The organism is Tessaracoccus sp. OS52, from assembly GCF_020687685.1.
GTDB lineage: Bacteria > Actinomycetota > Actinomycetes > Propionibacteriales > Propionibacteriaceae > Arachnia.
The window spans coordinates 310,630-336,432 of sequence record NZ_JAJEWM010000001.1 but is presented as its reverse complement, the minus strand read 5'-3'; the positions used below and the strand labels follow the sequence as shown (position 1 = coordinate 336,432).

At 69.8% G+C, this 25,803-nt stretch carries 12 protein-coding genes and 1 pseudogene; 8 read left to right on the top strand and 5 right to left on the bottom strand.

Features of this window, described 5'->3' with window-relative positions; genetic code table 11:
- Positions 1-7 precede the first annotated feature (7 nt).
- Positions 8-2,692 (top strand): S8 family serine peptidase, encoded by a 2,685-nt coding sequence (locus LKO27_RS15385; protein ID WP_304650884.1) that lies wholly within the window; start codon positions 8-10, stop codon positions 2,690-2,692.
- On the opposite strand, the gene pepN is transcribed toward LKO27_RS15385, so the two are convergent.
- Entirely contained in the window at positions 2,689-5,157 is a 2,469-nt protein-coding gene (gene pepN / locus LKO27_RS01420) for an aminopeptidase N (protein WP_227735126.1), read from the bottom strand. The genes LKO27_RS15385 and pepN overlap by 4 nt on opposite strands.
- Before the next feature lie 54 nt (positions 5,158-5,211).
- On the opposite strand from pepN, the gene LKO27_RS01415 reads away from it, so the two are divergent.
- Positions 5,212-5,955 (top strand): glutamine amidotransferase, encoded by a 744-nt coding sequence (locus LKO27_RS01415; RefSeq protein ID WP_227735125.1) that lies wholly within the window; start codon positions 5,212-5,214, stop codon positions 5,953-5,955.
- Here the strand turns inward: LKO27_RS01415 and purQ are convergent, their stop codons facing one another.
- From purQ to purB, 4 genes and pseudogenes are all read right to left on the bottom strand, one after another.
- Positions 5,956-6,630 carry a phosphoribosylformylglycinamidine synthase subunit PurQ gene (purQ, locus tag LKO27_RS01410; protein WP_227735124.1) on the bottom strand — a complete coding sequence of 225 codons (675 nt, stop codon included), beginning with the start codon at positions 6,628-6,630 and terminating at the stop codon, positions 5,956-5,958. It lies immediately after the preceding gene.
- Positions 6,630-6,869 carry a phosphoribosylformylglycinamidine synthase subunit PurS gene (gene purS / locus LKO27_RS01405; RefSeq protein ID WP_227735123.1) on the bottom strand — a complete coding sequence of 80 codons (240 nt, stop codon included), beginning with the start codon at positions 6,867-6,869 and terminating at the stop codon, positions 6,630-6,632. Before purS ends, purQ begins: the two co-directional genes overlap by 1 nt.
- Before the next feature lie 197 nt (positions 6,870-7,066).
- Positions 7,067-7,931, bottom strand: a pseudogene (locus LKO27_RS01400) (phosphoribosylaminoimidazolesuccinocarboxamide synthase); the annotation flags it as partial.
- Positions 7,931-9,361 (bottom strand): adenylosuccinate lyase, encoded by a 1,431-nt coding sequence (purB, locus tag LKO27_RS01395; protein WP_227735121.1) that lies wholly within the window; start codon positions 9,359-9,361, stop codon positions 7,931-7,933. The pseudogene LKO27_RS01400 and the gene purB, both read right to left, overlap by 1 nt.
- A 183-nt stretch (positions 9,362-9,544) precedes the next feature.
- Between purB and LKO27_RS01390 the strand changes: the two genes are divergently transcribed.
- The 6 genes from LKO27_RS01390 to LKO27_RS01365 are packed head-to-tail and all read left to right on the top strand — an operon-like array spanning position 9,545 to position 25,795.
- Positions 9,545-10,924 carry a S1 family peptidase gene (locus LKO27_RS01390; RefSeq protein ID WP_227735120.1) on the top strand — a complete coding sequence of 460 codons (1,380 nt, stop codon included), beginning with the start codon at positions 9,545-9,547 and terminating at the stop codon, positions 10,922-10,924.
- Complete coding sequence (locus tag LKO27_RS01385) at positions 10,921-12,300, top strand: S1 family peptidase (RefSeq protein WP_227735119.1); 1,380 nt, start codon at positions 10,921-10,923, stop codon at positions 12,298-12,300. The genes LKO27_RS01390 and LKO27_RS01385 overlap by 4 nt, the downstream gene beginning before the upstream one ends.
- Positions 12,301-12,304: 4 nt before the next feature.
- Complete coding sequence (locus LKO27_RS01380; RefSeq protein WP_227735118.1) at positions 12,305-15,706, top strand: DUF6603 domain-containing protein; 3,402 nt, start codon at positions 12,305-12,307, stop codon at positions 15,704-15,706.
- A complete protein-coding gene (locus tag LKO27_RS01375) occupies positions 15,703-18,981 on the top strand; it encodes a hypothetical protein (RefSeq protein WP_227735117.1) in 3,279 nt (1,092 codons plus the stop codon). Before LKO27_RS01380 ends, LKO27_RS01375 begins: the two co-directional genes overlap by 4 nt.
- 3 nt (positions 18,982-18,984) lie before the next feature.
- Positions 18,985-23,928, top strand: coding sequence for a hypothetical protein (locus LKO27_RS01370; protein ID WP_227735116.1), 4,944 nt, complete (start codon positions 18,985-18,987; stop codon positions 23,926-23,928).
- Between the two features lies 1 nt (position 23,929).
- Positions 23,930-25,795 (top strand): hypothetical protein, encoded by a 1,866-nt coding sequence (locus LKO27_RS01365; protein WP_227735115.1) that lies wholly within the window; start codon positions 23,930-23,932, stop codon positions 25,793-25,795.
- Positions 25,796-25,803 lie beyond the last annotated feature (8 nt).

The window sequence follows — 25,803 nt, the reverse complement described above, 5'->3', positions numbered from 1 at the left end:
TCGACCCATGACCAAACGTCCCACTGCCCGCCTGCGGGCGCTCGGGGTCGGGGCACTGGCAGCAGCCCTTTGTGCCGCGAGTGCCGTCACAGCCACAGCAGATCCCAACGACGTCGAGGACCTCGGCAGCGCTGCCGACTTCGGTGTCGCAGTCCCCCAGCAATCCATCGAGGACCTGCTCTCGCAGTACGAGGGCCAGCCCCGCGTGACGGACAGGTGGTTCGTCGAGGTGAAGGGAGCCGCCGAAGCCAAGGGCGGTTCGAAGTCTTCGGCCAAGGCTGCCCAGGATGCTGTAGTGCTGGCAGCCAAGAACGCGGGCCTCAAGCTGTCGGTCTCCCGGAGCTTCACCGCTCTCTGGAACGGCATGTCTGTTTCGGTCAGCGACCAGGACGCCGCGAAGCTGAGCACGGTGCGCGGCGTCGCCGCTGTCTACCCGGTCCTCAAGTTCGACCTCCCCGTTACCGAGGCGACTACCCCTGAGATGGAGTACGCCAATCAGATGACCGGCGCCGACGTGGCCCAGAACGAGCTGGGTCTCACCGGCAAGGGCGTCAAGGTCGGCATCATCGACTCCGGTATCGACTACAACCACCCCGCGTTCGGCGGAGCCGGCACCAATGACCAGACCGCCGACTTCCCCAACGGCCGCGTCAAGTGGGGCTACGACTTCGTCGGCGACGCCTATGACTCCGGCAGCGACGATCCCGCCATCGCCGCTCCCAAGCCCGACGCCTGGCCCGACGACTGCGGCGGCCACGGTACCCACGTCGCGGGCATCGTCGGCGCCGACGGCGAGATCACCGGCGTCGCGCCGGGCGTGGAGTTCGGCGCCTACCGAGTGTTCGGTTGCGACGGGAGCAGCGACTCCGACATCATCAACGCCGCCATGGAGCGCGCCTGGGCCGACGGCATGGACGTCGTGAACATGAGCCTCGGCGCCGCCTTTGCGACCTGGCCGTCCTACCCGACGGCGCAGGCCGCGAACGCACTCGTGCAGGCCGGTGTCGTCGTCACCATCTCCCAGGGCAACTCCGGCACCTCGGGCACCTTCTCCGGCGGCGCGCCGTCGGTGGCCCACGACGTCATCTCGGTCGGCTCGGTGGACAACACCCGCCACATGGCCAACTACGTCACCACGACGGCGGGCACGGAAGCTCCGTTCTCCCAGGCAGAGGGCGCACCCGCCCCGGTGGGCGGCTCCACCTTCCAGCTGATCGCGGCCAACCCCGTGCTCGGCTGCACGGGCACCGTCGCGCCCGCCGCCGCCGATGGCCAGGCCCTTCTGGTCAGCCGCGGCTCGTGCAGCTTCGCGGAGAAGGCGCTGACCGCGCAGGCCGCAGGCTACGACGCGCTGATCATCGCCAACAACATCCCCGGCATCATCAACCCGACGGTGGCCGGCTCGCCCGTGACCATCCCCGTCGTCGCTGTCCAGCAGACCGACGGCAACGCCCTGCGTGCCGAGGCTCCCACGGAGATCACATTCTCCGAGGCACCAAAGCGGTTCGACAACCCCACCGGCGGCTACCAGTCCGACTTCAGCTCCTACGGCCTGGCCGCGGACCTGACGCTGAAGCCCGACGTCTCCGCTCCCGGCGGCAGCATCTACTCCACCTACCCCCTGGAAAAGGGTGGCGCGTTCTCGACCGGCGGCACGTCGATGGCGGCACCGCACGTCGCCGGCGCCGCGGCTCTCCTGCTGGAGGCCGACCCGGGCCTGGACCCCTACGACGTCCGACGGGCGCTCACCAACACCGCTGACCAGCTCGACTGGAGCGTGGTCAAGGACGCGGGCTACTACGAGCCGGTACACCGCCAGGGCGGCGGTCTGATCGACATCCCGCAGGCGGTCCTGTCGGTGACCTCGGCTTCCCCGTCGAAGATCTCGCTCGGGGAGGGCGAAGCAGGCCCCATCACCACCACCGTCAGCGTCAGCAACGACTCCGACACCGCGGTGACCTATGACCTGGGGGTCCGCCACGGCATCGCCACCGGCGGCGCCACCTACGCTCCGAGGTTCCTGCTGGCCGAGGCCGACGTGTCGTTCTCCGCGGACACCATCACCGTCCCCGCGGGCGGCAGCGCCACCGTCGACGTCACCATCGCCGAGGACTTCGGCGCCGACGGCATCATCTACGGCGGCTGGTTGACCCTCACCTCCGCGACCGATGAACTGACCATCCCGTTCGCAGGGATGTCAGGTGACTACCAGGCGCTCACGGCCTTCGACGCCCTGCTCACCTACCTGTCTCCCGAGGGATTGGACGTCGCTGAGCCGTTCCACGAGTACTCCATGGTGGACGGGGACTACCCCATCATCTACTTCACCCTGGACTACCCCACCAACGCGATCTACTTCGACATCTACAGGGCCAACGCCGACGGGACCAAGGGCGCCAAGGTGCACTCCAACTTCATCAACTACGCCACGTTCATCGACGAAGGTCGGCTCGCGGGAGTGGCGACGATCCCGTGGGACGGCACCTACCAGGGCAACAACGGCAACGACAAGTACCGCCGCGTCAGCGACGGCGACTACGTCCTGGAGGTCCGCGTGCTGAAGGCTCTCGGCGATCCGAGCAACCCGGACCACTGGGAGATCTGGAACAGCCCCGCGTTCACCATTGCCTACGGTGAGGGCGCAGACACCTCGGCCGGCAACGGCCCCGGAGCAAAGAAGGGCAGGAACTAACCCCGCTGGACCCTCGCGGCGACCGCCAGCTCGGCGTCCTTCTCGACGACGAGCCGGCGCAGCGCCGCGGGGGCATCCGGGTGGGCGTCGAGCCAGGCCTCGGAGAGGGGCTTGTGCTCGACGCCTCGCGGATACCCGTCCTCCACCAGCCTGATCGCGATTCCGATCGGGTGCTCGGCCCAGACGTCGAGCAGGCCGTCGAAATAGGGCTGCGCAAACGGCGCCGTGAGTTTCGGCGCCCCGGGCGCGAACACCCCGGCCAGAAGTGCGTCGACGTGATCGTTCGTCTCGCCCCCGACGACGTGGGCCCGACGCCATGCCTCCGCCCTGAGAGCCGGGTCCGGACGCGAGTACCAGGCCTGCAGGTGTGCGTTCACACCGGCGGCCGTGCGGTCCGCCGCAAGGGCGGCGTTCAACTCCTCGTCCGACGCGCGGCCCTGCGCGGCGCGCGTCTGCCAGGCGAGCCAGCGCAGGTCGTCGGAGACCTCCAGGCCCTCCAGTTCGCCCTCGGTGACCCAGTCCACGTCCTCGTGGGCGACGGCGGCTACCCTCAGGTAGGCCTTGGTCCACTGCAGTTGCTCCGACGACGCGGGCTCGGCCCCCCGGGCGGCCTGGTGGCAGGCGTCGCGCCAGGATGCGGCGGCCGCGATCCGACGGGTCTCGGGCACGTAGCGCTCGATGGCCTCGCCGACGTGCGCCAACAACGCCGTGAGCGTCCCGGTCCGGTCCTCCGACGGGGCGTGCGCCACCACCGCTGCCACGTAGTCGGCCACCGGGAGAGCCACATCGCGGACGTCGGACCACAGCGCGGCCCAGACCACCGCGCGGGTGAGCGGCTCCAGGTCTGCGACGCGCTGCAACAGCACGGCCCGGGTGTCGTCGTCGAAGGCGATGCGGGCGAAGGTCTGGTCGGTGTCGTTCGGGATGATCGCGGCCGGCTGCGCACCCAGCTCTCCCAGCGGGGTCACGGGGTGCTCGAGCACGACGTCGAGCCGGTCCCGCAGCGCCAGCCTCCCGTCCACGAGGTCGTAGAGGCCGACGGTGGTGGCGTGCGGCCGGCTCGCCCCGGCCAGCGACGCCGGAGTCGGCGCAACGGCGAGGGTGTCGTGCCCGCTGGTCAGCAGCCAGGCGCGCGCCCACGATTCGAGGTCGCGACCGGAGGTCTCGGCCAGCGCGTCCAGGAAGTCGGCCAGGGTGGCAGACGCGTACTCGTGCCGCGAGAAGTAGCGGCGGCAGCCCGCGAAGAAGTTCTCGAGCCCGACATAGTGCACCAGTTGGGTGAGCGCGGCCGCGCCCTTGGAGTAGGTGATGCGGTCGAAGTTGTTCTTCGCCGCCTCCAGGTCTGGGATGTCGGCCACGACGGGGTGGGTCGTCGGCAGCGAGTCCGCGATGTAGGCCTGGGCCTTCCGGACGCCGGTGAAGTTGAGCCAGGCGTCGTCGAAGCCGGCCGCCTCCCCGGAGAGGAACGCACCCATGAACTCCGCGAAGGACTCCTTGAGCCACAGGTCGCTCCACCAGCGCGGCGTCACCAGGTCACCGAACCACATGTGGCTCATCTCGTGGAGGATGGTGTTGGCGCGGCCCTGGTACTGCGCCGGCGTCGCCTTGGAGCGGAACAGGTAGTGCTCGGTGAACGTGACCAGCCCCGGGTTCTCCATGGCGCCGAGGTTGTACTCCGGGACGAAGACCTGGTCGTACTTGCCCCACACGTAGTCGCCGAACGCCTCGTGCAGGTAGCCCAGGCCTGCCCGGGTGATGCGCAGGAGTTCCTCCGCGTCCAGGTACTTGGCCAGCGACCGCCGGCAAAGGAGCCCCAGCGCGACGTCGATCCGCCCGTCGGGCGACGACCACTCGCCGCCCACCCGGTGGTAGGGGCCGGCGCAGATGCAGGTCAGGTACGACGACAGCGGCGGGGTCTCGGCGAAGTCGACGCACACCATCCCCGCCCCCGCGTCCACTCGCGCGGTCTCCGGCTGATTGCTCACGAGCTCCCAGCCCTCGGGGCCGATGATCGAGAACGAGTAGCGGGCCTTGAGGTCCGGCTGCTCGAAGCAGGGGTAGACGCGCCGGGCGTCGGCCGGTTCGTACTGCGTGTAGAGGTAGACCGCGCCGTCCGCGGGATCCTGGAAGCGGTGCAAACCCTCGCCGGTGCGCGAGTACAACGAGGCCCCCTCCACGACCACCTCGCACTCCGCCCCGACCGGCAGGTCGCGGAGCAGGACGCGGGCGCCGTCGAACTCCACGGGACGGACCTGCCCGTCCACCAGGACCGCGGTGACGGACTCGCCGATGTAGTCCACCCAGGTCTCGGGCTGCGACGTCGTCAGCCGGATGGCGGAGCGCACCGGGTAGGTGGGTTGCTGCAGGTCCTGGCAGTCACGCAGGTCCACGGTGACCTGCTGGGCGCTCAGCCGGATCGCGGCGGCGCGGAAGGCAGTCTCTTCACGGGTGAGGTTCGCAGACATGGCACCAATCCAACCACGCGCGCGCCGGCGTCACCGATTGGCTAGGGTGACGGCATGGTCAAGGTTCTTCTCGCAGGCGAGTCCTGGGTCAGCGCGGTCATCGACCACAAGGGCTATGACGCCTTCCCCCACACGCAGGTCCACATCGGGTGCGCGGAGTTGCTCCGAGTACTCGGGGAGGCCGGTCATGAGGTGACGCACCTGCGCTCCCACGACGTCGCCGCCGACTTCCCGCTCACGCTCGAGGAACTGTCCGCCTGGGACGTGGTCATCCTCTCCGACGTCGGCTCCAACACCCTGCTGCTGCCGCCGCAGGTGTTCGAGGAGGGCCGCCGGGCCCCGAACCGCGCGAAGTTGCTTCGCGAGTGGGTCCAGCAGGGTGGCGGGCTGATGATGGCCGGCGGCTACCTCAGCTTCCAGGGGTTCCAGGCCAAGGCCAACTACCACGGCACCGCGATCGAGGAGGTGCTGCCCGTTGAGATCCTCCCCTACGACGACAGGGTGGAGGCGCCCGAGGGCGTCGAGGGTGCGCTGACCGGCACCGAGCATCCGGTGGTGGCGGGGCTGGACCAGGACTGGCCGGCGCTGCTGGGATACCAGAAACTCACCGCCCGCCCGGATGCGACGGTGCTGGCCACCGTCGAGGCCCACCCCCTGCTTGCGGTTCGCAACGTGGGTGAGGGCCGCACGCTGGCGTTCGCCTCCGACATCTCACCGCACTGGGCGCCCCAGGAGTTCATGGACTGGCCGGGCTACGCCAGGCTGTTCGACAACGCGGTGCGGTGGCTCGCCGGCTGATCAGGCGCGCACGGACAGGAAGTTCAGCACGGAGCTGAAGAACTTCCGGCCGTCCAGCGAAGGGCTGGTCAGCTCCTCGACATTGTGCTCGGGGTGCGGCATCAGGCCCACGACGTTCCCGCGGGCGTTGGTGATGCCCGCGATGTCGGAGGCCGAACCATTGGGGTTGTCCACGTATCGGAACACCACCTGGTCGTTGTCCTCCAGCCGACGGAGTGTTTCCGGAGCCGCCTGGAAGTTGCCCTCGCCGTTCTTGAGGACGATGGTGATCTCCTCGCCCTTGGTGAAGTCGTTGGTCCAGACGGTGTCGATGGTCTCGACGCGCAGCCGCTGGTCCCTGCAGATGAAGTGCTGATCCACGTTGCGGATCATGGCGCCGTCGAGGAGATGCGCCTCGCACAGCAACTGGAAACCGTTGCAGATGCCGAGCACCGGCATGCCCTTGTTCGCGGCGTCGATGACGGTGTCCATGATCGGGCTGAAGCGGGCGATCGCACCGCAACGCAGGTAGTCACCGTAGGAGAAGCCGCCGGGCAGGATGATTGCGTCCACGCCGTCGACGGAGTCCGAGCCGTGCCACAGCGGGACGGCCTCTGCGCCACAGAGTTCGACGGCGCGCAGCGCGTCGTGGTCGTCCAGGGAGCCGGGGAAAGTGACCACCCCGATGCGGGGCATCAGTCGGTCACCACTTCGAAGGACTCGATCACCGTGTTGGCGAGCAGCCGCTCGGCTGCCTGCTCTATGTCGGCCAGCACCTCGGGCGTGACGTCGCCGTCCACCTCGATCTCGAACCGCTTGCCCTGACGGACGCTCAGGCCGTCGAAGCCCAGACGCGTGAGCGCGCCCGTCACTGCTTTGCCCTGGGGATCCAGGATCTCGGGCTTGGGCATCACATTGACGATCACGCGACTCATGGGGCAAAGGATACTGGACCAGCGGCTGGGGGTTCTCGCCCCAAGCCGCCTGCGGACGTCGGGTTCCAGTGCCGCCGGGTGGGGACACTCAGGCGAGGGAGGAGGATCGGACAGAAACTCCGTTTTCTTTGCACAGCAGTGCGGAGAAAACGGAGTTTCTGTCCGATTTTCCCGGCCTCGTGATCAGCCGGGGAACTCGGTGCCGGTCAGGCGGCGGTAGGCCTCCAGGTAGCGCTCCCGAGTCGCGGCCACGACCTCGTCGGGGAGAGCGGGGGGCGGGGTGTCGGAGGCCTTGTCCCAGCCGGATTCGTGGGCGAGCCAGTCACGCACGTACTGCTTGTCGAAGCTCGGGAGCGAGACCCCCGGCTGCCACAGCGCGGCGTCCCAGAAGCGCGACGAGTCGGGCGTCAGCACCTCGTCGGCCAGCACGAGCGTGCCGTCGGCCCGGCGTCCGAACTCGAACTTCGTGTCGGCCAGGATGATGCCCCGCTCCGCCGCGATCCCTGCCGCCCGCGAATAGATCCGCAGCGTCAGGTCCCGCAGTTGCTCGGCCAGGTCCCTGCCGTGCAGCCGCACGATGGTCTCGAAGTCCACGTTCTCGTCGTGGGCGCCGAGCGGGGCCTTGATGGCCGGGGTGAAGATCGGCTCGGGAAGCCTGTCCCCGTCGCGCAACCCCTCGGGCAGCCGGACCCCGCACACCGTCCGGGAGTCCTGGTACTCGGCCCAGCCGCTGCCGGTCAGGTAGCCGCGGGCCACGCATTCGACCTCGACCATGTCCAGCAACTCGACGACGGTGCCCCTCCCCCGCACCAGCTCGGGGACGTCGGTGCTCACCACGTGGTTGTCGACGATGTCAGCCAGCTGGGCGAACCACCACAGCGACAGCTGGGTCAGGATGGCGCCCTTGTCCGGGATCCGCGTGGACAGCACGTGGTCGAAGGCGGAGATGTTGTCGGTGGCCACCATCAGGACGCGGGGGACGCCGTCGAGGGTGAGGTCGTAGAGCTCGCGGACCTTGCCCGCGTGGCGCAGCGGCAGGCCGAGGCTGTCGTACTGGGCCATCACAGCACCGCCCCGGGAACGTAGGCGGCGTCGTCGGGATTGGCGGCGACGAGTCCGTCGATCTGCGCGACGATCCGCCGCACCTGGTCCTGCGCGGTTCCCGCGAGTTCGAGCGGGCTGCCGACGAGGGAGCCCAGCTCGTCGCGCGAGAGTCCCAGCCGCGGGTCGGCGGCCAGCCGGTCCAGGAGGTCGTTGGCGGCCTGGCCCTGGCGCATTCCCAGCGCGACGGCGACGGCGTGCTCCTTGATGGCCTCGTGGGCCGCCTCCCGGCCGACGCCCTTGCGGACGGCTGCCATCAGGACCTTGGTGGTGGTCAGGAACGGCAGGTAGCGCTCCAGCTCGGCGTCGATGACCGCCGGGAAGGCGCCGAAGTCGGCCAGCACGGTGAGGAAGGTCTCGAAGAGCCCGTCGAGGGCGAAGAACGCGTCCGGCAGCGCCACCCTGCGGACCACCGAGCAGGACACGTCGCCCTCGTTCCACTGGTCTCCGGCCAGTTCCCCGACCATCGCCACGTAGCCGCGAACCACCACGGCCAGCCCGTTGACGCGCTCGCAGGAGCGCGTGTTCATCTTGTGGGGCATCGCAGAGGACCCCACCTGACCCTCCTTGAAGCCCTCGGTCACCAGTTCGAGCCCGGCCATGAGCCTGATGGTGGTGGCAAGGTTCGACGGCGCGGCCGCGGTCTGCGCGAGCGCGGTGACGACGTCGTAGTCAAGGGAGCGGGGGTAGACCTGCCCGGTGGAGGTGAGCACCGCCCTGAACCCCAGCGCCGACGCGACGCGGCCTTCGAGCTCGGCGAGCTTGCCCGAGTCGCCGCCCAGGAGGTCGAGCATGTCCTGCGCGGTTCCCACCGGGCCCTTGATCCCCCGCGCCGGGTAGCGGGCAATCAGCTCCTCGATCCGGCGCAGCGCCACCAGGAGCTCGTCGGCCACCGTCGCGAACCGCTTCCCCAGCGTCGTGATCTGGGCGGCGACGTTGTGGGACCTGCCGGTCAGCGGCTGGTCAGAGTACTGGGCGGCCAGGCGGCCGAGCTGCGCCAGCGCGGCGATGACGCGGGTCCGGATGAGCCGGAGCGAGGCGAGCACCTGGTACTGCTCGATGTTCTCGGTGAGGTCGCGGGAGGTCATGCCCTTGTGGACGTGCTCGTGGCCTGCCAGCGCGTTGAACTCCTCGATCCGCGCCTTGACGTCGTGCCGGGTGACGCGCTCCCGCTCCGCCATGGACGCGAGGTCGACGTCGTCGACGACCGCCTCGTAGGCGGCGATCACCTCGTCGGCGTCGGCACCCCCGAAGTCCACGCCGAGGTCACGCTGGGCACGCAGCACCTCCAGCCACAGCTTGCGCTCCGCCACCACCTTCGCCTCGGGGGCCCAGACGGCGCGCATCGGCGCGGAGGCATAACGGTTGGCGAGGACGTTCGGCAGGCTCATGGGCACAGCCTATTGCGTGGCGATTCTCCACCCGAATCAGTGGAAAGTGAACCGGCCCGGGAGTGACACTTGTTGCTCGCACCTGTTCATACGCGACGTCCCCGGTTTGCCAGGCCCGTCGCCCGTGCCCCGCAGCGGTGCGAGGCACACCTGGTTGGGTTCTTGAGCGGCGGGAGGTCCGCTTTGCCCACGACTGACTGGGCCGAACTACAGGCCCAACTCGTCGCCGGATACGACGACGCACGCCGGGAACTGATGCAGGTCCCGGGAGTCCGCGACGTCGGCATCGGCCTGCGACGCCGCCGCGGCTCACTCGTCGAGGAGCCCGTCTACATCGCCTACGTCACCCAGAAGTTGCCCGACGAGGACCTGGCCCCCTCCGAACGCGTCCCACCCGAGGTGCTCGGCTTCGCCACCGACGTGCAGGTGGTCCGCACCCCCAAGCTGTTGCTGGGGTTCGGCGACGATGAGCACGACCGCAACTACGGCACGAAGGTCGGCGGGATCGCGATCAACGCGGAGGGGTCCGGGGGCTGGGGCACGCTCGGCTGCTTCTGCAAGCGCACCAGCGACGACTCGGTCGTGCTGCTCAGCAACCACCACGTCCTGCTCGCCCCGAGCGCCCAGATCGGTTCCGGGGTGGGCCAGCCCGAACACCGCAAGAGCTGCTGCTGCACCTGCAACGAGATGGGCAAGGTCCTGGCCGCCGACCAGGCCCAGGACTGCGCCATCGCTTCGGTGACGGTCCCGTTCTTCCCCAAGATCCGGCGCATCAAGCGCGGCGACGGGACCGTGGAGGAGGAGGGCAGCATCGCCGGCACCTCGGCACCGGTGCTGGGCATGGTGGTCTGGAAGGTGGGCTACCGGACGGGCCTGACCCGGGGCACGATCAGCACCGTCGTGCCGGCCCTGACGATCGACGTGGACCCGGCGTTCGCGAAGTTCGCCTTCTACGGCGACTCGGGTTCGGTGGTGGTGGAGAAGGCCACGGGCAACGTCGTCGGCCTGCTCTACGCCATCGAGGACGAACTCGGGACCATCGGCGTGATGAAGAACATCCTCACGGTGCAGACCACCCTCGGGATCACGGTCATCCCCAGCGATCCCTCCACCACCTACACCGAGTCCTGGGACGAGGACGACGAGGACCTGTTCCCGCTGCCGGCCGCGTCACCCTTCGAGAGCCTCGTTGGCCGGCTCCGCGCGGAGCCGGCCGGCCGGGAGCTGCTGGAGGTCGTGGACCGCAACGTCGCCGAGGCGCTCCGGCTGGTGGAGCGGCGCCGCGGCTTCACCGTCGCGTGGCACCGCAACCGCGGACCCACCTGGCTGGCGGCGTTCGGCAGGAGCGCCCGAGACCCGATCTACGAGATCCCCGCGGAGATCGAGGGAGTGGTCCGGACCGAGGCGCTGGAACGGATCCGCGAAGCCCTGGCCGCGGAGGGCAGCGACGCCCTCCGGGAGGATCTCGCCGCCCACGGACCCCGGCTGTTCGACGTGCTCGCGCACGCCCGGACCGTGGATGAGATGGTCAGTCTGCTCGAGGCGCGGGTGGCAGTGCCATGACCATGAGCTACGAGCAGAAGCAGGCGGAGACCGAACGCCTGAACGCTTTGCTGCCCCAGGCCCGGGAGCAGTTGATGCAGTATCCGGGGGTCGTGCGGGTCGCCGTCGGCGCCCGTGAGCGGGCCGGTGGGATCGAGGAGGAGTTCGTCTTCCGGGTCCACGTGGAGGAGAAGATCCCGCTGGCTGAACTGCCACCGGCCGACGTCGTGCCGCCGATGGTCCTGGGCGTGGCCACCGACGTCGTGGTGAAGCGGCTTCCGGTCAAGGAGGTCGGCTTCAACGACGAGGACGACCGCACCGAGTACTCCCCGAAGGTCGGTGGGTCCCGGATCGGCGCGGAGGTGGCGGGCGGCACCGGGACCCTGGGCATGTTCTGCCGGCACACCGACCGCGACTCGGTGGTGCTGCTCAGCAACTGGCACGTGCTGATCGACCCCGGCGGCAACGTCGGCGACGGCGTGGGCCACCCACGCTGGCGGGAGTCCTGCTGCTGCGCCTGCGGGAAGATCGCGGAGGTGCTCGACTGGGACGAGGACCTCGACTGCGCCACCGCCGAGCTCGACTCCGGCGTCGCCTTCGCCCCGAAGATCCGGCGCATCACCAAGCCGGACGGGACCCTGGAACTGGCCGGCAGGATCGAGGGGTCCCAGGCGCCGGTGGTGCTCGACGAGGTGTGGAAGGTGGGCGCCCGGACCGGCCTCACCCGCGGGATGATCACGGAGGTGGACCCGGGGCGGGTGGAGGTCCACCCGATCGCCCCGTTCACGAGGATGAGCAACAAGGGCGACTCCGGCTCGGTCTACGTCAGCCTGGCGACCGGCAACGTCTGCGCGCTGCACCACTCCGGGAACGGCCTGGAGGGGTTCGGCTCGCCCATCGACGAGGTGATGCTCGCGATGAAGATCGAGGTCATCCCCACCGGCGAGGAGGACTACACGGTGCTCGACTGGATCGACTCGGACCGCCCCGCACCCGTGGCTGCCCCGTACTCGGCGCTGGTCGAGCGCCTTCGCGCCGGCGACGCCGGGCGCGACCTGCTGCGGATCGTGGACCGGCACCGCGACGAGTGCCTGGACCTGGTCGAGCGCAACCGCCGCTTCACCATCGCGTGGCACCGCAGCCAGGGACCTGCCTTCCTGGCAGCCCTGTTCCGCAGCGCAGCCGACCCCGGCTACCTGCTGCCCGACCGCATGAACGGGGTGGACCGGAAGACCACCGTCGCCCAGCTCGCCGTCGCCCTGCGCGCCACCGGCAGCGAGGAACTGGTGGCCGACCTCGACCGGCTCGTGCCGGTGATCGGGCCAGCGCTCGCGGGCGCGGAGACCGTCGCAGCGATGATCGAGATGTGGGAGGGGGCCCGGCAACCCGCCGGATAGTGCCATGGCCGAGGACGAAGGAACGCTGGCGGCACTGGGCGAGGCCCTGGCCCGCCTGGTCGAGCCGTTGGAGGACCGCCTCACCGGCGGCGACCTGCGGGTCCTGCTCGCCGAGCTCGGGCTCAACCTGCCGGCCAGCGTCGATGCCGACGGTGCGCTGTCGGCCGCCGGGCAGGCGACCGTCCAGCGCATCACCGACCTGCCGCCGGTCATCGCGGACCTGGCCGACGCCGTCGCGGCCGAGGACACCGGCCAGATCATCGCGAAGGCGCTGCAGCTCGCCACCGGCGTCGCGGCCACCGTCGACGGGATCGCCGACATCGCGGCGGCCATCAAGGGGCTCAGCGGCACCGGGGTCCCGACGGCGGAGCTCAACCAGTTCGCCGACCAGCTCCCCGGCCGCCTCGTCGACTACCTGCTGGTGCGCAACCTCGAGGAGATCCCCGGTGCAGCGGCTGCGCTGGACTTCATCGGTTTCGTCGAACGGGTGGACGTGCCCGCCGTCGACGTCACCCATCCCGCCTTCGTGCGACGCAGCGTCGACTTCGCTGCCCTGTCCGACTTCCTCACCGACCCGTCCCAGCACCTACGCGCGCTCTACCAGTGGGGCGATCCCGGCTTCACCGGGGACACGCTGCTCGCGACGCTGAACCGGCTCCTCGCCGGGGCGGGCGTCCCCGCGGTGCTGGACACCAGCGGCCCGGTTCCCGTGCTGGACGTGCTGGCCTTCGAGCTCTCCCCCAAACTCGACGCCCCGACCGGTCTGCGCATCAGGATCGCGCACCCGCTGGAGGTGAACCCCGCCCCCATCACCCAGGACGACTGGTCCTTGGCCGTCGAGCTGAACACCCCGATCGTCCCCGGGGTGGAGGCCATCATCACCGCCGACGACGGCGTCTCGCTGGTCCCGGCCACACCCGGAAGAGTCGAGGGCGACCTCGCCGTGACGTGGACGGGTGGCAGCGCGGCCGGCACTCCCTACGTGGTGCTCGGCGAGCCGGGCGGCAGCCGCCTGGAGATCCGCAAGTTCATCGCCACGGGCAAGGTCGGGTTCGCCCACGACACCACCAACGGCCGCGGTGAGGGCACCTGGAAACTCGGTGGCGAGGTGCAGGGTGGTCGGCTGGTCGTCTCCCTCGCGGGCGCCGACGGCTTCCTCGGCACAATCCTGTCCGGGTTCGGACTGGACTCGCAGTTCGACCTCGGCGTCGGCTTCTCCTCCGCGCAGGGCCTCTTCTTCGCGGGGTCGGCGACGCTCGACATCCAGTTGCCGCTGCACATCCAGCTGGGCCCGGTGGAGATCAGCGCGCTGACGCTGACCGTCGGGATCGCCGACGACAGCTTCCCGATCGGGCTGACCACCAACCTCCGCACGGACCTGGGGCCGCTCAAGGCGGTGGTGGAGCAGATCGGGATCGGCGCGGACCTGACCATCCCGCCGGACCGCTCCGGCAACGTCGGCCCGCTGGACTTCGCGCTCCGCTTCCTGCCGCCGAAGGGCGTCGGGCTGTCGCTCGACGTCGGCGCGGTCAAGGGCGGTGGCTACCTGTTCATCGACCCCGAGCGTGGGGAGTACGCGGGGGCCGTCGAGCTCTCGCTGTTCGAGACCGTCAGCATCCAGGCGATCGGGATCATCACCACCCGGATGCCGGACGGCAGCTCGGGGTTCTCGCTGCTGATCATCATGTCGGTGGGTTTCGGCACCGGCATCCAGCTCGGATTCGGGTTCACCCTCCTCGCGGTGGGCGGCCTGGTGGGCCTGAACCGCACCATGAACCTCCAGGCACTGGCAGAGGGCATCCGCTCCGGGGCCATCGAGTCGGTGATGTTCCCCAGCGACATCGTCGCGAACGCGCCGAAGATCATCAGCGACCTGCGGGCGTTCTTCCCGCCCCGCGAGGGCACGTTCCTCGTCGGCCCCATGGTCAAGCTCGGGTGGGGCACCCCGACGCTCGCGAGCCTGTCGCTCGGGGTCATCATCGAGATCCCGGGCAACATCGCGATCGTCGGCATCATCAAGGTGGCCATCCCCGCCGACGACGTCGCGGTCATCGTGCTGCAGGTCAACTTCATCGGCGCCATCGAGTTCGACAAGCAACGGCTGTGGTTCTTCGCCGCCCTGTATGAGTCCCGGGTGGCGTTCCTCACCATCGAGGGCGAGATGGGGCTGCTGGTGGCGTGGGGGCAGGACGCCAACTTCGTGCTCAGCGTCGGCGGCTTCCACCCCCGGTTCTCCCCGCCGCCGCTGCCGTTCCCCAGCCCGCGCCGGGTCTGCGTGGACCTCATAAACACCCCCGTCGCACGGGTCTCCATCCAGGGCTACTTCGCCGTGACCTCCAACACCGTGCAGTTCGGCGCCCGGGTGGACGCGTTCTTCGGCTCCAGCGACTTCAACGCCCAGGGCTTCCTGGCCATCGACGCCCTGTTCCAGTTCTCGCCGTTCTGGTTCATCGTCGAGATCTCAGCCTCGTTCTCCGTGAGGGCCTTCGGCGTTGGGCTGCTGTCGGTGAGCATCCGCGGCGAACTCGAGGGCCCCACCCCGTGGCATGTCAAGGGGCACGGGTCGATCTCGCTGCTGTTCTTCGACATCGACGTCGAGTTCGAACACACCTGGGGGGACGCGAAGGACACGGTGCTCGACCCGGTGCAGGTGCTTCCGGTGCTGGACACCGAGATCCGCAAGACGGACAACTGGCGGGCGATCCTGCCGACCTCGTCGAAGCTGATGGTGGCCATCCGTTCGATGCCCCAGGAGGAGGCCGCCGGGATCCTCCACCCCGTGGGCGTGTTGCGCATCTCCCAGCGGGCGCTGCCGCTCGACCTGGTGCTGGACAAGGTCGGGGCCCAGAAGCCCTCCGACGTGAACCGACTGGAGGTCCAGGTCACCGGTGGCGGCCTCGCGAAGGTGGCAGACGCCACGGAGCAGTTCGCCCCGGCCCAGTTCCGCAACTTCAGCGACGCGGAGAAGCTGTCCCAGCCGGCGTTCACACCGGAGCACTCCGGCCTGGACCTGTCGGCGTCCGGGGCCGACGTGCGCTCCAGCATGATGGCAAAGCGCGTGGTCCGCTACGAGGAGATCATCCTGGACAACAATTACAAGCGCTTCGCGCGCAGGTTCAGCGGTTTCGCAGGGACGCTCTTCCAGTTCTTCCTGGGCGGCGCCGCCGTGACGCGCAATCCCATGTCGCAGGCGATGCGGAAGAAGACCGTGCCGTTCGAGGACAAGGTGGAGGTCCACGCCGAACAGTTCGTCGTGGCGACGTCGTCGGACAACAAGGCGTTCAGTTCCACGGCGGTGTTCCAGAGCCAGGCCAGCGCCCAGGACTTCCTCACCGCGCAGGTCAAGGCGGACCCGTCGCTGGCTGAGAGCCTGCACGTCATCCCGGGATTCGAGGCGGTCTCATGAGCACGCTTGGCACCTATTCCTTCCTGCCCTGGCTGCGGCAGGGACTGGCCAACCAGATCTCGGCGCCGGACCATTCGGCCGGAGTCAAGGTCCGGGCCGCCATCGACGTCCAGCTGACCGCCAAGGGCAAGAAGGCCGACGGCGGTGAGCTGGCCGCCCCTCCCTTCAACCACCAGGTGCCGTTGGTGGGGCCGGGCGACATCGTCGGGATCGACAGGGCGGCGGTGGTGCGCTCGGAGCCGCTGGACTGGATCACCAACTTCGAGCCGAACTACCTGCCCTTCCTGGAGTTCTACGACGAGGACTTTCCCTGGCGCTACACGCCCGCGGCCCCCGACGTCGCCAAGGGGCGGCTGCGGCCATGGATAGCGCTCGTGGTGCTGGCGGAGGACGAGTTCGTGCCGGGCCAGAACATGACAGACAAGCCACTGCCCTACATCGACGTAGCCGACCTCTCCGTCTTCCCCAAGGCCGACGAGTTGTGGGCCTGGGCGCACGTGCACGTGAACCGGAGCCTGGCCGCCAGCGACGACGAGTTCACCTCCACCGACATGGGCGCGGTCATCGGGAAGTTCAGCGCGACCCTCGCCGAGAACCCCGACCTCGCCTATTCACGGCTGCTGTGCCCCCGCAAACTCAAGGAGAACACCGCCTACCACGCGTTCCTGATCCCGACGTTCGAGACCGGCCGCCGAGCGGGTCTCGGCCTTGAACTCGGCGACGTGGTGGCGACGATGTCCGCATGGGACCCCGCCACCCGGCCCCAGGGCCAGTCCTTCCCCTACTACCACCGCTGGTTCTTCCGCACCGCCACCTCGGGCGACTTCGAGACGCTCGTGCGGCTGCTGGTGCCACGCGTGGTGGACCCGCGCGTCGGGTCTCGCGAGATGGACGTACAGGTACCCGGCTCCGGTGTCAGGGGCGTGGACAACCCGGATCTGGGCGGCATCCTCAAGCTCGGGGGCGCGCTGAAGCCACCCTCGACGGTTCCACCCACCCCGCCCGACGTGTTCGAGAGGTGGGACGAGCCGTTCCCGCGCCCACTCCAGACGGACCTCGCGCACCTGCTCAACCTTCCCGACGACTACCAGCGTGAGGGCGAACCCGACCCCATCATCACCCCGCCGCTGTACGGCACCTGGCACGCCATGGCCAGGCGGGTGCTCACCGAGCACGACGGCTCCCCCATCGCTCCCGATGACAACTGGATCCACCGCCTCAACCTGGACCCCCGGTACCGCGCCGCCGCAGGGATCGGCACCGGCGTCATCCAGGACCAGCAGGAGAAGCTGATGGACGCCGCCTGGGAGCAGATCGGCGACGTCCTGGAGGCTTCTCGCCGGATCCGGTTCGGCCAGTTCGGCCTGCTCACCACCGAGGTCTGGTACGACGCGAGCCTGCGTCCCACCGTCGGCCTCAGCCGGCAACGCGGTCTGCTGCTGCTCGCGCCCCTGAACAAGCGGATCCTGACCGACGGCGTGACGCTCCACCACCGGCTGGCCGGGAGCCTGGTGCAGCCGACGCTCACCTCGGCCGCGCTGCGCCGCGTCATCCGGCCCCGAGGCAGGCTCATGACGTCCCTGCCATTCGACGCCCTCCATCGCCCCGACGACCTGCTCGACCGAGTGAACGACGGCGACGTGAGCGCGGCCCCACCCAAGACCGCACCCCCCGGCGTCTTCACCGCCGAGGAGGCCGCGGAGCTCGCGGAGCCCTCCGGCGCCCCCGACTGGGTGCTGGACCTGCTGCGACGGTTCCCCCAGCTCGCGTGGGTGATCCTGCTGATCGCCCTCATGCTCGCGCTGGTCGCCTTCATCCTGCTCCCCCGAATCCTCGGCCTGCTGGTGGCGGCCGCGCTCGTCGTCGCGGGCATCGTGGTGTTCCGTCTCTTGTCCGGCTGGGGTCTGGACACGCGCGGAGCGGACCTGATGGACCTCACCGGGATCAGCGCCGACGACGTCGAGGACCTGCCACCTGTGCCCAACTTCGAGGTCAAGGACGTCGGCGAACCCTTCCGTCCCGTCCGCGGTTCCACCGACAGCCTCGAGGCAGCCCGGTTCAAGGAGGCGCTCTCGGAAACCCTGGGCGGCATCCGCGACAGCCGTACCGTCGGCCGCCCGCCGGCGCGGGGACGCGTGGATCTGGGCCGGATCGCCACCACCGCCATCGAGGCCGTCCGCCCCACCACCACCATCCCGCGCCGGGTGCTGGCAGGAATCGTGCTGCCACAACGCATCAAGGACGACCTGGTGGCGCCGCCGCGCGAGACGTTCGTCGAGCCGATGGCCTACCCGGTGATCGACACGCCCATGTACGAGCCGCTGAAGGACCGCTCCTCGGAGTTGTTCCTGCCCAACATCAACCTGATCCAGCCCAACACGATCACGCTCCTGGAGACCAACCAGCCCTTCATCGAGGCCTACATGGTGGGGCTCAACCACGAGTTCGCCCGCGAGCTGCTGTGGCGCGAGTACCCGACCGACCAACGCGGCTCCACCTTCCGCCAGTTCTGGGACGTGCGCAGCTTCTTCAACACCGAGAACCTGGACGACGAGGCACTCAAGGAGAAGCTGCGAGACATCCCGCCGCTGCACGAATGGCCGAAGGCGTCAAAGCTCGGCGAGCACGACCACCGCGAGCCGCCCGGCGGGCCGGACGAGAACGAACTGGTGCTGGTGATCCGCGGCGAACTCCTGAAGCGCTACCCCAACGCCGTCGTCTACGCCCACCGCGCCCGGTGGCAGCTCACCGACGGCGGGGCCATCGACAACACCGTCGAGCGCCGCCTGGTGGAACTCACCGCCGCGGAGGAGGAGAAGCCCCCGACGTCGAAGCTGCTGACCCCGCTCTACGAGGCCAAGGTGGACCCCGACATCTACTTCTTCGGCTTCGACCTCACCGCGGCCGAGGCCAAGGGGCAATCCGGCGAGAACCCCGGCGACGACCCGGGCTGGTTCTTCGTCATCAAGGAACGCCCGGGGGAGCCCAGCTTCGGGCTCGACACCGACGAGGCGGCCACCCTGAACGTGTGGAACGACCTGTCCTGGCCGCTGGTCCAGCCCGCCCCCGCTGGCGCCCACATAGACCTGGCCGCGGCGCCCGCCCAGCTCACCGTCGCATCGCCGGGCAGCTCCGACGAGAAGTACCCGCAGTACCTCGACGACCGCCACATCGAGTGGCGCCGGGACTCGCTGAACTCGGCGCTGCTGGCCTACGTCACGTTCCAGTCACCGGTCCTGGTGGCCGTCCACGCCCACGAGATCCTCCCGGAGTAGGCAATGTCCGAGTTCGCACAGGTACTGGACCGCAGCCTCTCGCTGGGGCACCTCGAAGACACCCTGCCCATCCTGTTGATGCCGCTGCGGCTCGAGACGCGGTTCATGCAGGTGGCCGGCGGGGCCGATGAGTTGTGGCTGCGGATCTTCCCCGACGACTGCTGGATCGACACCTTCGACCCTGCACTGACCGGGACCGAGGTGGCCAACACCGAGGCGTACTGGCAATCGATGGCTGCGGCCGGCGACGACGTCGACCAGCAACGCGGCGCCTGGGCGGCCCTCGTCAAGGCCCACGGCTCCGGCCGTTCACGGTGGCTGGTCCAGGCCCACCGGCCCGTCGACGACGGCGCCGCCGAGCTGACCTTTCCGCAGGTCCAGACCAGGGAGACCGCCTGGTCAAGCGCCCCGCGCGCGCTGGTCCTGCCGCAACGGTTCGTCTTCCTCGGCTACGAGGGCGACGCCACCACCGAGCCGCTCGTGCGCGTCGGCTCGGAAGTTGTGCAGCCGCTGCTCCTCGGCCCTGATCCCAACGCGCCAGAAGCCGAACAGCTGACCCACGACGCCCAGGGCAACCTCGTGGTGCCCGAGGAACTGACCTGGCTGACCGACTTCGAGCGGGCCGTGGAGGTGGGGATGGCAATGCGCATCCCGCTGAGCTCCACGCAAGCCGCGCGCGGCTTCCGGCGGGTGCATGTCGTCGGCATCCGGATGGGCTCCGAGGAGTCCGTCAAGGACGAACTGGAGACGCTGCTGCTGCACCACACCCACCGGCGCACCGGCATCGAGGTGTTGCCGCAGGGGACACCGACGAACAACACCGAGGACGTGGGCACCGGGTTCGACCGCCTCGACGACCCGGACCAGAGCTTCGACGACCTGGCCACACCGCTGTTCACCGCGGCAGGAGGCTGGCTGGACAAGCGCGACGGGCAGTGGCTTGCCGAACTCCTCGGCATCGACCCCGCCCTGCTGCAGCACGTCCACGGTGCCGGCTCCCAGGACCAGCTGGCCGCCCGCGCGATGCACACCGCACTGTGGCCGGGCACGTTCGGGTACTGGATGGAGACCATGATGGCACCGGTCTTCGATGACGCCACGATCTCCGCCACCAGGGAGTTCCTCACCCGCTACGTCGTCGGGGGCGGCGCGTGTCCGGCCATCAGGATCGGGCAGCAGCCCTACGGGATCCTGCCGGCCACCGCGTACTCAAGGATGCGCTGGTTCGAGGGCGACGTGCGTCGTGATAACCACCGCGGCAACAACTTCCTGTCCGGCCTGCACGGGGTCCTGCTCGGCATGCGGGAGGACTTCGAGGACCTCGTCGACGACCTCTCCCACGTCGGCGGAGCGGGGGACCCCCACCAGCTGCTGCTCGACGTCCTGGGTCTCCACCCCGGGTCCGTGGAGTGGGATCAGCGCTACGCCGAGTCCCTCCAGACCCTGTACAACCGGCTGAACCTGCTGGGCTTCGGCGGCCGGATCAACGCCTTCCTCGTAGCCGCGGAGCGGGTGGCGGCACGCCAGCGACTCAGTGACCTCGGCTACGACGGCGACGGCAACCCCAAGATCCTCGACCTGGCCTTCTCCGGGAGGCACAACCTGCTCTCCGGCGGCGTCGTCGACGACTCCCCGCTCTCCGAGACCAACCCGGTCCGCGCCTGGACCGACGACGGCCGCAACTACCTCGAATGGCTCGCCGACGCCGCCAACACTTCGCTGGACGCGCTCTACCGGCAGCAGGGGTTCGTCGACGGGAAACGTCCCACCGCGCTGCTCTACCTGATGCTGAGGCACGCGCTGCAGCTCGGCTACTCCGACGCCGGGATCCGGCTCTACGAGGGTGCGGGGCTCTTCGACGCCCAGCAGGTCCGGCTGGCCCGCGCCGACGACCCCTTCCTCCACGTCCGCGACAACGCCCTGGCCAGTGAGAGCCGGTACGGCCCCCTGTACGGCAGCGCGGTGGAGGTGACGGGCAACGCCAGCCTCCCGGTGCACAGCTACATCGGGCTCCAGCTGCGGAGCTTCTCACTGGACTTCCCCCTGGCGGACCAGCTCACCGCCCTGGACCGGCTCAAGGACCAGCCCACCGCCGTCCTCGAGCGGGTGACCGCCGACCACCTGGACCTGGCCTCCTACCGCCTCGACGCGTGGCTGCAGGGGCTGGTGAACCTGCAGCTGACGATGATGCGCAACCTGCGCGACGGCGCCGAGGACGAGGTCCGCCAGGGCCTCCACCTCGGTGGCTATGCCTGGCTGGAGGACCTCCGCCCGGAGCACAAGGCCCTCGCCCCCGCCGACGTCCCCGACGACCTCGCCGAGGTCTTCAAGGACCGTTCCCCCCTCATGACCGACAGCACCAACCAGGGTTACGTCCACGCCCCGTCCCTGAACCACGCCACGGCCGCCGCGGTGCTTCGCAACGGCTTCATCTCCAATGCCGGCGAAGACAACCGGCAGGCGCTCGCGGTCAACCTCACTTCGGAGCGGGTGCGCTCAGCCCTCGCCCTCATCGAGGGCATCCGCGCCGGGCAGAGCCTGTCCAGCCTGCTGGGCTACCAGTTCGAGCGGGGGCTGCATGACCGGCACGCCCTCGCAGAGGTGGACAAGTTCATCCTCGACCTGCGCAAGGCCTTCCCGCTCAGGGCGGACAAGCTCGCCTCCACCAAGTCGGACCCGGCTGAGCCGATCACCAACATCGAGGCGCGCAACGTCATCGACGGGCTGGCGCTGGCGGAGCACATGGCCGCCAGCGGGAAGCTGACCTACCCGTTCGGGAAGACCGGCCTGCAGCCCGCCTCGCCCACGGAGGCCGCCGCCATCAACGCGGAGGCCGACAGGCTGCGGGAGGCGCACGACGCCGTCGCGGACCTGGCCCTGTCCGAGGGCGTCTACCAAGCCGTGCTCGGCAACTACGACCGGGTCGCCTCCACCTACGACGCCTACGCCCGCGGGAACTTCCCACCGGAGCCCGACATCGTGCGCACCCCGCTGAGCGGCACCGGCCTCACCCACCGCGTGGCCCTCCACCTGGATCCGGAGGCCGACCCGGACGTCTCCCCCACCGGCGGCCTTCCGATGACGCCGCGGGCCACTGCGGAGCCCGGACTCAACGCCTGGCTCACCCAGGTGCTGCCGCCCCTGGCGACGGTTGGGTGCGTCGCCACCTACACCTCGGCGGCCACCGGTACGGCCGAGCCGATCGACGTCACGCTGGACCAGTTGGGCCTCCAGCCGGCGGACCTGCTGCTGCTCCTGCGCGACGACGCGGGCTCGGCCACCTTCGGCCTGGACGACCTGGTGACCCGACGGGTCCGCGCCGCCGCGGACCCTCGTCCGGACCGCCCGGTCACCATCGCCTACCTCGACGCCGGCGGCGCCGACCACAGTGTCTTCGAGTTGCTGCCGCTGGTGCGAAACCTCCGACGGCTGGCGACGCTGTCGAGGCCGCTGCGACCCACGGACCTGTCGCTCATGAACGACAGCTCGCCGGAGCAGGACACCTCGGCCGCCGTCGACAAGGGGCGCCTGGACAGGGTCCACGCCGCGCTGACGACGCTGCGCACCGACCTGCAGACCGAAGCCGACGCGCTCGCGGGCGGGACCGCCGGGAGCGTCGACGACCTCGTCGACGACGTGGCGGAGCTCCTCGCCCGCGCGAGCAGGTTCGGCATCCCGCAGGCCGGGTGGGCCTTCGCCTACGACTTCCAGCGCAGGACGTTCAACGCTCTCCTGGAGCAGGCCGACACACTCGTGTCGCGGTGGGACGTCAAGCAGGCCGAGTTCGTCGAGAAGCGCACCGCCGCCACGCTCGCCCCGACCGACGAGGAGAAGCTCTCCCTGCTGGCGCAAGCCGAACGGGCCATCTCCACTACCGTCACCACCCCGCTTCCCGACGTCGCGACCTACCAGGGGATCCTGACCGCGAAGCTCGCCGCGTTCGAGGCCAAGCGGGACCAGTTCGCTGCCGTGGGCGACACCACGCGACGCACCGTGTCCGGGCTGCGCGCCGACGTCGAGGCGCTGCTGCCGGTGTCCGGCTTCGACGCCGTCGAGTACTCCCTGACCGAGCACGATGCGGAGCTCACCCGCTTCAGCGAGGACACCGGCCGGGTACTGCTGCAGGTGATCGCCGACGTGGACGCGAGGCTCGCCGCCGCACAGGAAAGCTTCGACGCCCACGACGCCACCACCGATCCCCCGGCCCGGCTGGCGGCGCTGGAACTGGCAGCCAGGCAGCTGCTCGGTGAGGATTTTCGCGTCTTCCCGGTGTTCGCGCTGCCCGCCACGCAAGCCGCTGAGCTCACCAAGGCGGAGGGTGACTCCGCCTCAGGACACCTCTTCCGCCACCTCACCAGCGACTTCCCCGTCGACGACTGGCTCTACGGGCTGGCCCGGGTGCGGGACAAGCTGTTCGCCTGGGAGCAGACCGTCATGTTCTCCGGGGCCCTCGGCCGGTCAGAGCCCGAGCTGGTGGCCATCCAGCTCCCCTTCCGCGCCGACGACCACTGGCTCGGCCTCGATTTCCCAGCGGACAAGGTGCTGGACACCGACCGCCTGCTCTACACCGCCCACCACGCCGTTGCCTTCGACGCCACCGCCGACCAGTGCGGAATGCTGCTCGACGAGTGGACCGAGACCATCCCCATCCAGAGCGTGGACACCGGGATCGCCTTCCACTACGACCGGCCCAACTCCGAGGCGCCGCAGTCGATGCTGCTGGTGACCCCGACCGAGTTCCGCGGCGCCTGGCAGTGGGCCGACGTCGTGGGCGCCCTCAACGAGACGCTCGACCTGGCCAAGCTCAGGGCCGTCGAACCCCGTCAACTGGACGCGACGCCGTACGCACCGTTCCTCCCGGCCACGGTGCTGGCCTCGCAGGTCCACCAGCTCACGATCGCGCTGGACCTGGCGCTCAACAACAAAGTCGACCGGATCGGGGGCTGAGATGGCGTTCGACATCACCGCTGACATCTCCAAGGTGCTCGCCGGGAAGACGAAGCCGGGCATCACCGTCTGGAACCGCCTCGAGGGCGTGCCCCGCACCGAGAAGTTCGACCGTGCCCTGCGGGCCGAGGTCCGGGACCCGCTGTGGATGCTGACCAAGCAATGGCAACTGGGCGAGTTCAACGGCGACGACGCGGGCTCGCCGATCGACGTCAAGGCCCACCTGACCACGACGAAGCTGCACAAGTACCGGCCTGCCGAGGGCGCCGTCGAACCCTTCGACGAGACCGTGCCGCTGGAGGCGGAGGTGGAGCGCCTGCCGATCGGGTTCAGCCAGGCTGGGCATGAGATCGCGCTCGACGTGCGGTTGCTGATGGGCAGGCAGTGGTTGAAGATGCTGGGCACCGTCGCGGGCGTCCCGGCGGCGGCGCGGGGCGAGTACATCGGGGAGTACCGGGTGCACGCTCCCGACCCCACGAACCCGGCCGACGCGCCGACCCTGGCCCACCCCGAGGCGTGGTCGAACTTCGCCGCCGCAAGCGGTCGGCTGATGGACGGCGCAAAGTTCTACGCGCACCTGGTCGGCGGGGGTGCGGCGACCGACAACATCGCGTCGCTGTCGGCGATGGCGGCCCTGGTCGACCCCGTCGCGGCCCGGTTCGTCGAGTGGTTCGACGGGCTGTTCCTGCAACCGGCAGGGGCGACGGCGTGGCTGCCGAACCGTCTGGAGTACCAGTTCGGCGTCGCCGCGCCCACCGAGACCGGCGAGAAGGTCCTGCTGGCCGAGGAGTACTTCCACGGGCATCTCGACTGGTACAACTTCGACGTCGACCCCTCCGGCGAGCCGCTCGGGGAGCTGGACCCTGCCGCCACGCCGCCCGAGCCGCACACGCTGGCCATGCTGCCGACGCAGGTCACGTTCAACGGCATGCCCAACTCGCGCTGGTGGCGCTTCGAGGACACCCGCACCAACTTCGGCGACGTCCGGCCCGACACCACCGACCTCGCCAAGCTGCTGCTGGTGGAGTTCGGCCTCACCTTCGCCAACGACTGGTACGTGGTCCCGTTCACGCTCCCGGCCGGGAGCATCGCAGAGGTCCGGGGCGTCGCGGTCACCAACGTCTTCGGCGAGAAGACCTGGGTTCGGGCGGCGGGCTCTGGCGACGACGAGGACTGGCAGCGGTGGGCGATGTTCCTGCTGTCGACCCAGGGCGAGGCGCACGTGCCCGCGGACCTCAGTCTCGTCGTCCCCCCGGCCGCTCGGCAGGTGCTCGAGGGCAGGCCACTGGAGGACGTGCTGCTGGCCCGCGACGAGATGGCGAACATGGTCTGGGGCGTCGAGCGCGGCATCGCCCTGCCGTCGGGTGAGAAGGCCAGTGGACACGAGGCGGCCGCGCAGACCCGCGGGTTCTTCGAGCGTGCGCTGGAGGCCCGGCTCGGGCACCCGCCGGAGCCGCCAGCGCCGGCTGAGGGCGCCAGGATCCGGTACCAGGTCATGACGTCGGTCCCGGAGAACTGGATCCCGATGATCCCAACCCACGTCGACGGCGACAACCGGGAGGTGCAGTTGCAGCGCGCGGCGATGCTGCGGATCATGGTCGGCGACGACGATCCCTCTCCCGATCCCGTCCGCCCCCGCACGTCGTTGCTGCGGGTGGGGCTGGAGGAGACACCCGCCGTCGGCTACCTGCTCCACGAGGAGGAGGTGCCGCGCTCGGGCACCCACGTCACGCTCAGCTTCCAGCGCACCCGCTGGACCGCCGGACGCACGTTCACCTGGCTGGGCGTCCGCAAGCGCACCGGCCGGGGCGAGGGCTCCAGCGGGCTGGCCTTCGACAAGCTGGTCGACATCCCGCCCCAGACCTGAGCCGCGAG

What these genes read in the sequence shown, in the direction of transcription:
- pepN (WP_227735126.1), bottom strand. Translation starts at nt 5,157, where the DNA reads ATGTCTGCGAACCTCACCCGTGAAGAGACTGCCTTCCGCGCCGCCGCG.
- LKO27_RS01365 (WP_227735115.1), top strand. Translation starts at nt 23,930, where the DNA reads ATGGCGTTCGACATCACCGCTGACATCTCCAAGGTGCTCGCCGGGAAG.
- LKO27_RS01415 (WP_227735125.1), top strand. Translation starts at nt 5,212, where the DNA reads ATGGTCAAGGTTCTTCTCGCAGGCGAGTCCTGGGTCAGCGCGGTCATC.
- purS (WP_227735123.1), bottom strand. Translation starts at nt 6,869, where the DNA reads ATGAGTCGCGTGATCGTCAATGTGATGCCCAAGCCCGAGATCCTGGAT.
- LKO27_RS01375 (WP_227735117.1), top strand. Translation starts at nt 15,703, where the DNA reads ATGAGCACGCTTGGCACCTATTCCTTCCTGCCCTGGCTGCGGCAGGGA.
- LKO27_RS01385 (WP_227735119.1), top strand. Translation starts at nt 10,921, where the DNA reads ATGACCATGAGCTACGAGCAGAAGCAGGCGGAGACCGAACGCCTGAAC.
- LKO27_RS15385 (WP_304650884.1), top strand. Translation starts at nt 8, where the DNA reads ATGACCAAACGTCCCACTGCCCGCCTGCGGGCGCTCGGGGTCGGGGCA.
- purB (WP_227735121.1), bottom strand. Translation starts at nt 9,361, where the DNA reads ATGAGCCTGCCGAACGTCCTCGCCAACCGTTATGCCTCCGCGCCGATG.
- LKO27_RS01380 (WP_227735118.1), top strand. Translation starts at nt 12,305, where the DNA reads ATGGCCGAGGACGAAGGAACGCTGGCGGCACTGGGCGAGGCCCTGGCC.
- purQ (WP_227735124.1), bottom strand. Translation starts at nt 6,630, where the DNA reads ATGCCCCGCATCGGGGTGGTCACTTTCCCCGGCTCCCTGGACGACCAC.
- LKO27_RS01370 (WP_227735116.1), top strand. Translation starts at nt 18,985, where the DNA reads ATGTCCGAGTTCGCACAGGTACTGGACCGCAGCCTCTCGCTGGGGCAC.